The sequence below is a fragment of the Leisingera sp. JC11 genome (assembly GCF_040704725.1).
Classification (GTDB): Bacteria; Pseudomonadota; Alphaproteobacteria; order Rhodobacterales; family Rhodobacteraceae; genus Leisingera.
On the sequence record NZ_JBFCVS010000062.1, the window covers coordinates 1 to 1,277 of the forward strand.

General features: G+C 60.8%; 1 protein-coding gene. It reads left to right on the forward strand.

Going from position 1 to position 1,277, the window contains the following annotated elements; all coding sequences use genetic code 11:
• The first annotated feature begins 9 nt into the window (after nt 1-9).
• Nucleotides 10-1,224, forward strand: coding sequence for an IS256 family transposase (locus AB1A62_RS22155; protein ID WP_366663614.1), 1,215 nt, complete (start codon nt 10-12; stop codon nt 1,222-1,224).
• The last annotated feature ends 53 nt before the right edge of the window (nt 1,225-1,277 follow it).

Consider the following 1,277-nt stretch of genomic DNA (forward strand, 5'->3'; position numbering starts at 1 on the left):
GAAGCATGAATGAGCATCTCGAAAGAAATCCTGGACGAATTGCTGAAGGGCGTGGAGCGCCCTGAAGACCTGCTCGGCGATGCCGGGCTGATGAAAGAGCTGAAGATCAAGCTCATGGAGCGGATGCTGGGTGCCGAGCTGACAGCGCATCTGGGCTATGAAGAAGGCGAGGACGCTCCTCCCGGTCAGAGCAACCGGCGCAACGGCACGTCGACCAAGGTTCTGAAAGGCCAGGACGGGGAGATGCCGGTTGCGATCCCGCGGGACCGTAACAGCAGCTTCGAGCCCGAGCTGGTGAGGAAGGGGCAGACCCGGATCGATGGGATCGATGATAAGATCGTCGGGCTCTACGCCGCCGGTCTGACGGTGCGGGACATCCAGGCCCATCTGCTTGATCTCTACGGCCTGAAGGTCTCGCCCGACCTGATCAGCCGCGTCACCGATGCGGTGCTGGACGAAGTCAGGGAATGGCAGAGCCGCGCCTTGGACCGGATGTATCCTATCGTGATCTTCGACGCGCTACGGGTGAAGATCCGTGATGCCGACAGCCGGACAGTCAAGAACAAGGCCGTCTACGTCGCTCTCGGCGTTACCCGCGAGGGGAGCCGTGAGGTTCTTGGCCTGTGGATCGCCGAGAACGAGGGCGCCAAATTCTGGCTCTCGGTGATGAACGAGCTGAAAAACCGGGGCGTCCAGGACGTCCTGATCGCTGTCGTGGACGGGCTGAAGGGCTTTCCCGAGGCCATAACCGCCGCCTTCCCGGATGCCATGGTCCAGACCTGCATCGTGCATCTGGTGCGCCATTCCCTGAATTTCTGTTCCTGGAAGGACCGCAAGGCCGTGGCCGCCGACCTGCGCCGGATTTACAGCGCCTCGACCGCCGATTCGGCCGAGGCCGAGCTCGATGCCTTCGAGGAAAAATGGGCCGGGAAATACGCGTCCATCGCCCCGGCCTGGCGCCGGGCATGGCAGGAGGTAATTCCGTTCTTTGCCTTCGATCCGGCGATCCGGAAAATCATTTATACCACGAATGCCATAGAAAGCCTGAACCGCGTGATCCGGAAAACGATCAAGACGCGGGGCTCCTTCCCGACCGACGAGGCAGCGACCAAGCTGATCTACCTCGCCATCCGAAAATTTGAGAAGGATGGCCGGAACGTCCGGGAATGGTTTGCGGCCCGCAATCAGTTCGCCATAATGTTCGGCGAGCGCTTCGACGCTTGAGTATTTGAAACCGCATGGGCCGGGCCAAATACACAGACTTCAGGACACTCCCC

Coding starts and splice junctions, on each gene's coding strand:
- AB1A62_RS22155 (WP_366663614.1), top strand. CDS start 10: ATGAGCATCTCGAAAGAAATCCTGGACGAATTGCTGAAGGGCGTGGAG.